We start from the raw sequence: 223 nt of genomic DNA, 5'->3' as shown, positions 1-223 counted from the left end.
AACCATTAAAGAAGCCACCCAAAGCCATGCCACACAGTTAACGTCACAATGGCAAGTTGGCCATGTGACGCAAATCGTGACGGCCAAGTGGCAAGCTAAGGCATTACTGGGCATTACCGCCTCAGTGGTTTGGCGCTGGAATAACCTTGTGCCATGTAAAGCTGATTTGCTTTGGTTGGTGCCACAGTTACATGGTACGCAAGCCAATAGCCTATGGCTATCG

General features: G+C 49.8%; 1 pseudogene. It reads left to right on the top strand.

Features of this window, described 5'->3' with window-relative positions:
* Positions 1 to 223, top strand: a pseudogene (locus KO533_RS22515) (hypothetical protein); the annotation flags it as partial.

Origin of the sequence: Shewanella sp. NKUCC05_KAH (genome assembly GCF_019345585.1) — a bacterium.
GTDB lineage: Bacteria > Pseudomonadota > Gammaproteobacteria > Enterobacterales > Shewanellaceae > Shewanella > Shewanella oncorhynchi.
This window is presented reverse-complemented; position numbering and strand designations above follow the sequence as displayed.